The organism is Psychrobacter sp. (assembly GCF_030457785.1).
In the GTDB taxonomy this organism is placed as follows: Bacteria; Pseudomonadota; Gammaproteobacteria; order Pseudomonadales; family Moraxellaceae; genus Psychrobacter.
In genome coordinates this window covers 24,428-32,169 of sequence record NZ_JAKDUI010000005.1, presented here as the reverse complement: position 1 = coordinate 32,169, position 7,742 = coordinate 24,428, and the positions used below count along the sequence as shown (strand labels likewise).

Here is a 7,742-nt window from a genome sequence, read left to right as displayed (position 1 = left end):
ATGTATTGGTATAGTCATAAGTGGATTATACTATATATTTTGGGTTTGGTATTAAATCAGCTTGGCGGCTGATATTGTCTTATTGTCAGTTTGGTGGCTTGCTTATAATCCACCCAAACTAGCAATAAACAAGCAGTCGGCAACAATTTAACTAATATTTGGCTTGAACAAACGCGCACAAAAAAACCACCTAGCAGACGCTAAGTGGTTTTTCTTTTTGACCAATTCTTAATCAGAACTGACCACATTAATACAGAGTGAAGCTTACTGGTTTTTTTCGTAAACTGGTAGCTCTTTGCAGATTGCTTCTACTTTACCGCGTACTTCAGTAGCAACCGCCTCATCACCACGGCTGTCTAGTACATCACAAATCCAACCTGCCAAATCACCCGCTTGCGCTTCGTTGAAGCCACGAGAGGTAATCGCTGGCGTACCGATACGAAGTCCAGAAGTAACAAACGGAGATTTTGGATCGTTTGGCACTGCGTTTTTGTTGACAGTAATGTGTGCATCACCCAACCATTTATCCGCTTCTTTACCCGTCATTTCTTGCTTAATCAGGCTAATCAGCATCAGATGGTTTTCAGTACCGCCAGAGATGATTTCGTAGCCGCGATCTTGAATGACTTTTGCCATCGCTTGAGCATTTTTTACCACTTGCTGCTGATAAGTCTTGAAGTTATCTTCTAATGCTTCTTTAAAACAAACAGCCTTGGCTGCGATGACATGCATCAATGGGCCGCCCTGATTACCTGGGAATACCGCAGAGTTAAGCTTTTTCGCCAGCTTTTCGTCACGTGACAAAATCAAACCTGAGCGTGGACCGCGTAATGTTTTATGCGTGGTGGTCGTCACGACGTCTGCGAAAGGTACTGGGCTTGGATACACGCCACCAGCGATAAGACCTGCAACGTGAGCCATATCTACCATTAGATACGCGCCTACTTCATCAGCGATGTCACGGAAACGCTGCCAATCAACCACTTGTGAATAAGCTGAGAAACCAGCGATGATCATTTTAGGTTTGTGCTCTTTTGCCAAACGCTCAACTTCATCATAATCGATTAAGCCAGTACCATCTTCCAATCCGTACTGTACGGCGTTGTAGTTAAGACCTGAGAAGTTGATGTGTGCGCCGTGAGTCAAATGACCACCAGCATCCAAGCTCATGCCTAGTACCGTATCATTTGCCTCTAGCAATGCTAAGAATACAGCAGAGTTTGCTTGGCTACCTGAGTGTGGTTGGACGTTTACGTATTCAGCACCGAACAACTCTTTTGCACGATCGATAGCCAATTGCTCGATCACATCGACGTGTTCACAGCCACCATAATAGCGCTTACCAGGATAGCCTTCTGCGTATTTGTTGGTCAAATCTGTGCCCTGTGCTTCCATCACTGCCTGTGAGCAATAGTTTTCTGAAGCAATCAGCTCGATATGATTTTCTTGACGCACGCTTTCTGCCGCCATAGCTTCAGCTAGTGCTGGATCAAACGCTTTGATAGAGATATCTTTAAACATAGTGAGGTCCTAAATAGTGACTATCGTTAATGGTAACTTTATATTGAAAATAAGCGAGTAGCAAAAGGAGTAAAAAATAGGCAAGCGGAAACACCCAACCTGTCATTCTATATCGGCAACAAATCTGATATAGGCAGGCGTCGATGTCTTCGCTAAAGATTAAGTGTAACATGAAACTTTGCGTGGTGAACGCAAAAAAAACTCACCGAAAGCTGAACCCGTTAAAAGACGATATAACGCAAATAAATAGCCAATGAAATAAACAATTTACTGATGACTAGGGCGTGCTGAGCATTTACAAATAGCCGTACACCATTTCTTTTTATTTGTGCGTTCCTGCTTTATACGTATTCAAGTATTGCTAGCTTCGAGAATGGATTCAAAAGCCGGCAAAAAGCGCTCACCAATCAGTAGCGTGCGCCCGTGCCAGTCGTAGCGAGTTTGCCGTTGCCAACCTTCGGCAGCATGCTGAATGAAACGCTCGCTTGGCAGCGTACGATTGCGTTTAAATAAAACATATCCGATAGGCGTGCCTTTCAACTGCTGCAAACGACGCGCACGACCTTTTAGACTAGGTATCGGAAAGATGCTTTGAGCTTGCACCCATGGCTGATCATGGTTGCCATATAAATGCACTTCTCTCACCCATGCTAGCATCGGACGGCTAAGCATATTACCTTGCATGCCCAGTTGTTTTTTTTGTGCCAACGATAGCAACCGATAGCCTTCGAAGCTGCGCTCTACTCGCAATGGTTGCGCTGCTTTTTCCTCTAACATCGCTGTCAAAGAGCCCTCTGCATTGAGCCATGGTAACAGCGCGGCGGGAGGAGTTGAATGTGTTGTATAAGACATGGGGTTGCTAGACATAGGTAACAGCTGATTATGAAGTAGTAAAGTTAAAGGCTTGGGCGCGTTTCCAACCTGGAAAAGATATCCTAAATGGGCATGTTGTCCGCGTTAAATGGCAAAGCTTCAAATGCCTGCTGACGATATCGTGCCATGTGCTCACGATCTTGGCTACAAAAATTGGCGATCGCTGGCACGAAGCGCGGGTCATAAATACGATGCAGCGAGTGCGTCGTCGTTGGGATAAAACCACGCACCAGTTTATGCTCCCCTTGCGTACCTGGATCAAAATATACCAACCCTTTCTCGATAGCAAACTCGATGCCTTGATAATAACACAGCTCAAAGTGCAAACTATCATACTCACCCAGCGCCCCCCAATAACGACCATAGAGAGTTGGATTTTCATTGTCAGGCGTATCGTACAAAAACAAACTGCTGGCGATAATCTCATTATTACTATCAGTGGCTTGTGCGAGCATTAAATGCTCAGGCATCATCTCAGCCAACGCCCTAAAAAACGCCATGGTCAAATAAGGCTGCTGTCCACGTACCGCATAAGTCATCACATAACAGTGATAAAAGGCCTTCCAATCTTCATCTGTAATATCGTTACCACATTTACGCTGGCACTTAATGTCCTGCTGGGCAACCTTTCGCCGTTCAGCACGAATGGTTTTACGCTTTTTAGCTCTAAGCGTCTTCAAAAACGCTTCAAAATCTGCAAACGGTTGCTCATCTTGTAATAAGTCTTTATTTTGCCACAAGAACTGGCAGCCTTGCCGCTCAAGGATTGGCGTATCAATAACGATCGGTGCTGCACCTTCATCTTGAGTAGCCAGCGCATGCTTTATATCAATATCCGTCGGCAGCGCTGCATTAGCAACCTCCGCCAATTCAGACGCGACAAACAGTCCATGCCAGCTCGATGCACCTACTTGCTGCGCGATATCATCCACGCCTAGCATGGCTGTTTTCACGATATCTTCATTGAGACTTTCGTCCGCCGCCAACCATAGCCGTTGTCCAGTAATCGGCGTATACGGCACACTGGTAACCAGTCGTGGGTAATACTCTACGCCATAACGCGCATAGGCTTGTGCCCATGCGTGGTCGAATACAAACTCACCACTATGATGACTCTTTATAAATACAGGCAATACCGCAACGGGCTGCGCTATGGATGCTGTTTGGTGGCGATTTCCAATATTAGCCTCTGTTTTACTATCACTGCTTTTAGGCTTAGCGGTTAAATCATCTGCCACACGGTGTATCATGATGTATATGGGCAACCAGCCTGCTTGGTCACCAATCGCACCTGTGTCCGCTAGTGCTTGCCAAAAAGCAAATGACATAAATGGTGTATCCGGCGTTTGCCAGTCTGCCTGACTTTGCCAACTGGTATCACGTATCAGTGCATATTCCAACTTCATACCTTCACCTTAGTCGCATCGTTATCTTAATCACACTTACTTAAACCACAATCGCTGAACCCACGATCACTTAAAGCATAATCACTTAGAACTAAAATACCACCCTGAACTGCAAGATGCCTGTCTGTCAGTTATCTGTAAGCTATCCATAGACAGCCTAGCAAATTTTGGCCAGCTTGCTGTCACAATTTGCAAAAACACATCAGCACTCATAAAAAAACCACCCAAAGTAATATAGGTGGCTATTTTTTATAATGACATTCATTCTATAATTAATCGGTAACACAAGCCTGAGCATCTCGCTGCAAGAAGTTCATAATTGCTGATGAGATAGTTTATAAAATATTTATTATGATAGATATAAACGGCAAACGAGGAGTTTATATCCACGCGACATCTTGCACTCAATGTATTAATTTCATTTTGTATTTGCTATCGTTGTATACTGAGGGTGATATCAAAGCTGATGACTGCTAAAATAATGCTGTGATTAGCTTAATATAATTTTCGTACATAAGACATGAACGAAAACAGTATACTTAGTTCATTATAAGCGGTTGACACTGTATCGAATCTATAATCAATGCCGTATAATGGACTATATGCCACTTGCTTTTAGGTAGCTTTATACAGATGGTTTTATCACCATCGTAAGCACTTTTCTGACAATGAGTTGTTAACGTTAAACGCCATTGTCATAAAGGCTTATTAATATTAGAAAAAAAGAAGACTTAAGTAGCCTCAACGTTGTTAAAACGCATTAAGAGCCTACATATGATGTACTTGTTTTCACCTTATCGTCTGCTATTACATAGTACGATTTAACGATATTTCAATTATTCACTACAGCCTATAGGAATATTCTACTAATATGTCAAAAATTATTTATACAAAGACTGACGAAGCCCCAGCGCTGGCGACCCTATCATTCCTGCCTATTGTCGAAGCATTCTCCAAAACTGCAGGTGTCTCTGTAGAAACCAGTGATATCTCTGTTGCTGCTCGAGTATTGGCCGAATTCTCTGACTACCTTACTGAAGATCAACGTGTACCCGACAACTTGGCTGCACTTGGCAAATTGACTCAAGATCCAGATGCCAACATCATTAAACTACCCAACATCAGTGCTTCTGTTCAACAACTTGTAGCCACTATCAAAGAACTCCAAAGCAAAGGCTACGCGATACCTGATTTTCCAGGCGAACCAAAAACAGAAGAAGAAAAAGAAATTCGTAAACGCTACGGCAAAAGCTTAGGCAGTTCAGTTAACCCTGTACTACGTGAAGGTAACTCAGACCGCCGCGCACCAAAAGCTGTCAAAAACTTCGCTCGCAAACACCCACATTCAATGGGCGAATGGAAACAGTGGTCAAGCACGCATGTATCGCACATGCATAAAGGCGACTTCTATGACGGCGAGCAGTCAATGACTCTCGACAAACCCCGTACAGTGCGTATGGAACGTCTACTAGATGACGGTACGACCAAAGTATTAAAGACTGAAATTGCTTTACAAGACAAAGAAGTCATCGACCTCATGTTTATGAGCAAAAAAGCACTTCTAGAATTTTATGAGCAAGAAATGGAAGACTGCCGCGAATCAGGCATCTTGTTTTCATTGCACGTAAAAGCCACCATGATGAAAGTATCGCACCCTATCGTCTTTGGTCACGCGGTTCGAATCTATTATAAAGAAGCCTTCAAAAAGCACGGTGCTTTCTTTGATGAGCTAGGTATTAACGTCAACAACGGTATGGCTAGCTTGTACGAAAAAATTGCAGAGCTACCTTCTAGTAAGCGTGAAGAAATCGAACGCGATTTACATGCTTGCCAAGTACATCGCCCACGTCTGGCGATGGTTGACTCATCAAAAGGCATCACCAACTTCCACTCACCAAGTGATGTGATCGTCGATGCTTCTATGCCAGCCATGATCCGCTCAGGTGGTAAAATGTGGGGCGCTGATGGCAAAATGTATGACTGTAAAGCAGTTATGCCAGAGTCTACTTTTGCACGTATTTACCAAGAGATGATTAACTTCTGCAAATGGCACGGTAACTTTGACCCAACCACAATGGGTACGGTTCCTAACGTTGGCCTGATGGCACAAAAAGCAGAAGAGTATGGCTCACACGACAAAACTTTCGAGTCTACTGGTCCTGGTGTTGCTCGCATCGTCGATGTTGACACTGACGAAGTACTGCTCGAACAGCGTGTTGAAGAAGGTGATATCTGGCGCATGTGTCAGACCAAAGATGAGCCTATTCAAGACTGGATCAAGCTTGCCGTACGCCGTGCACGTGAGTCAGAAACCCCAGTTATCTTCTGGTTAGACCCTTATCGTCCACACGAAAATGAGCTGATCAAGAAAGTCGAATTGTATCTACAAGACCACGATACTGACGGCTTGCACATCGAAATCATGTCTCAGGTTCGAGCCATGCGTTATACTCTTGAGCGCGTCGCACGCGGTCTAGATACTATCTCTGCGACTGGTAACATCTTACGTGACTATCTGACTGATTTGTTCCCTATCCTAGAGCTAGGAACGAGTGCGAAGATGCTATCAGTTGTGCCTCTAATGAAAGGTGGTGGTTTATTTGAAACAGGCGCTGGTGGTTCTGCACCGAAGCATGTACATCAACTTCTTGAAGAAAACCATCTACGTTGGGATTCATTGGGCGAGTTTTTAGCATTGACCGAATCTTTGGAGCATTTAGCCAAACACGACAACAATGCCAAAGCCAAAGTCTTGGCAGACACGCTTGATACGGCGACAGAAGAGCTACTATCGAACAACAAGTCGCCATCACGTAAAACAGGTGAGCTAGACAATCGTGGTAGTCACTTCTACCTAGCGATGTACTGGGCACAAGGGCTAGCAGCGCAAGACGAAGATGCAGAGCTCAAGGCAAAATTTGCACCACTGGCAGAGACGCTGAAGTCTAACGAAGAAGCTATCGTTAAACAACTCAACGAAGCACAAGGCAAGTCAGTTGATCTCAAAGGCTATTTCCTAGCTGACGAAGAGATCGCTGAAAAAATCATGCGTCCAAGCACGTTGTTCAATGAAGCAATTGCATCACTGTAATTGTTGGTTTGACTGACTTATAGGCTTAGTCAACTCGGTAGATACCGCTTCTAAGCCTATGTCAGATAAAACAAAAACACCCCTTAGGTCTTGGACTTGAGGGGTGTTTGTTTTGGCTGTATTAATGCATTCTTTTATGCCGCACTGATGTTATGCCATTCATCAATGATTTTATTTTAGGAGTCTCTCTTTTATGTCGAACGCTAGTCTCATTTTATTTAACAAACCTTATGGGGTACAAAGTCAGTTTCGAGATGACAGCAACAACGATCACAGCACCCTTTCACACTACTTTACCGATAAGTCGCTACGAGTAGCAGGTCGACTCGATGCCACCTCAGAAGGTTTATTAATTTTGACGAGCGACGGACGGGTCAATAAAGCGATTACTCAGCCACCGTCTGCTGCCAATTTTTCCAGCAGCAAACATAAACAAGGCAAGACGTATTTGGTACAAGTCGAAGGGGCAGCAACACCAGCGCAGTTAAATGAGCTGGCTGTTGGCGTTGATTTAAAAGATGGAAAGACACTACCTGCGACCGTGAAAATGGTAGCAGAATCAGAACTGCCCATTGACTTATGGCAACGCAATCCACCTATCCGTGAACGCAAAAACGTCCCGACATCGTGGTTAATGCTGACTATTTATGAAGGTAAGAATCGCCAAGTCAGACGCATGACTGCACATGTTGGCTTGCCTTGTCTACGCTTGATCCGCTGGTCGGTAGCAGGCTTTGATCTCGGTAATTTGGCGGTCGGTAAGTTTGTACGCATTCATCTAAACAGCGAACGCTGTAAGCAATTGGGCATTGAGATATAGCGACATTAGTAGCCAGAGACAAAAGATGATG

General features: G+C 44.2%; 5 protein-coding genes. 2 read left to right on the top strand and 3 right to left on the bottom strand.

Annotated features, from left to right (window positions below; translation table 11 throughout):
- Positions 1–264: 264 nt before the first annotated feature.
- The 3 genes from glyA to L0J61_RS00720 all read right to left on the bottom strand — a co-directional run bounded on the left by glyA (position 265) and on the right by L0J61_RS00720 (position 3,800).
- Positions 265–1,521: a serine hydroxymethyltransferase gene (glyA, locus tag L0J61_RS00730; protein WP_301464398.1), complete on the bottom strand. Its 1,257-nt coding sequence runs from the start codon at positions 1,519–1,521 to the stop codon at positions 265–267.
- Positions 1,522–1,872: 351 nt separating this feature from the next.
- Positions 1,873–2,388, bottom strand: a complete 516-nt coding sequence (locus tag L0J61_RS00725; RefSeq protein WP_301464397.1) for a chorismate lyase — start codon at positions 2,386–2,388, stop codon at positions 1,873–1,875.
- A 68-nt stretch (positions 2,389–2,456) separates the two neighbouring features.
- Positions 2,457–3,800, bottom strand: coding sequence for a GNAT family N-acetyltransferase (locus tag L0J61_RS00720; protein ID WP_301464396.1), 1,344 nt, complete (start codon positions 3,798–3,800; stop codon positions 2,457–2,459).
- A gap of 871 nt (positions 3,801–4,671) precedes the next feature.
- On the opposite strand from L0J61_RS00720, the gene L0J61_RS00715 reads away from it, so the two are divergent.
- Together L0J61_RS00715 and L0J61_RS00710 are read left to right on the top strand one after the other, a co-directional pair.
- The gene (locus L0J61_RS00715; protein ID WP_301464395.1) at positions 4,672–6,891 is read left to right on the top strand and encodes an NADP-dependent isocitrate dehydrogenase; all 2,220 of its coding nucleotides are present in this window, start codon (positions 4,672–4,674) and stop codon (positions 6,889–6,891) included.
- Positions 6,892–7,084: 193 nt separating this feature from the next.
- Entirely contained in the window at positions 7,085–7,711 is a 627-nt protein-coding gene (locus tag L0J61_RS00710; protein WP_301464394.1) for a pseudouridine synthase, read from the top strand.
- The last annotated feature ends 31 nt before the right edge of the window (positions 7,712–7,742 follow it).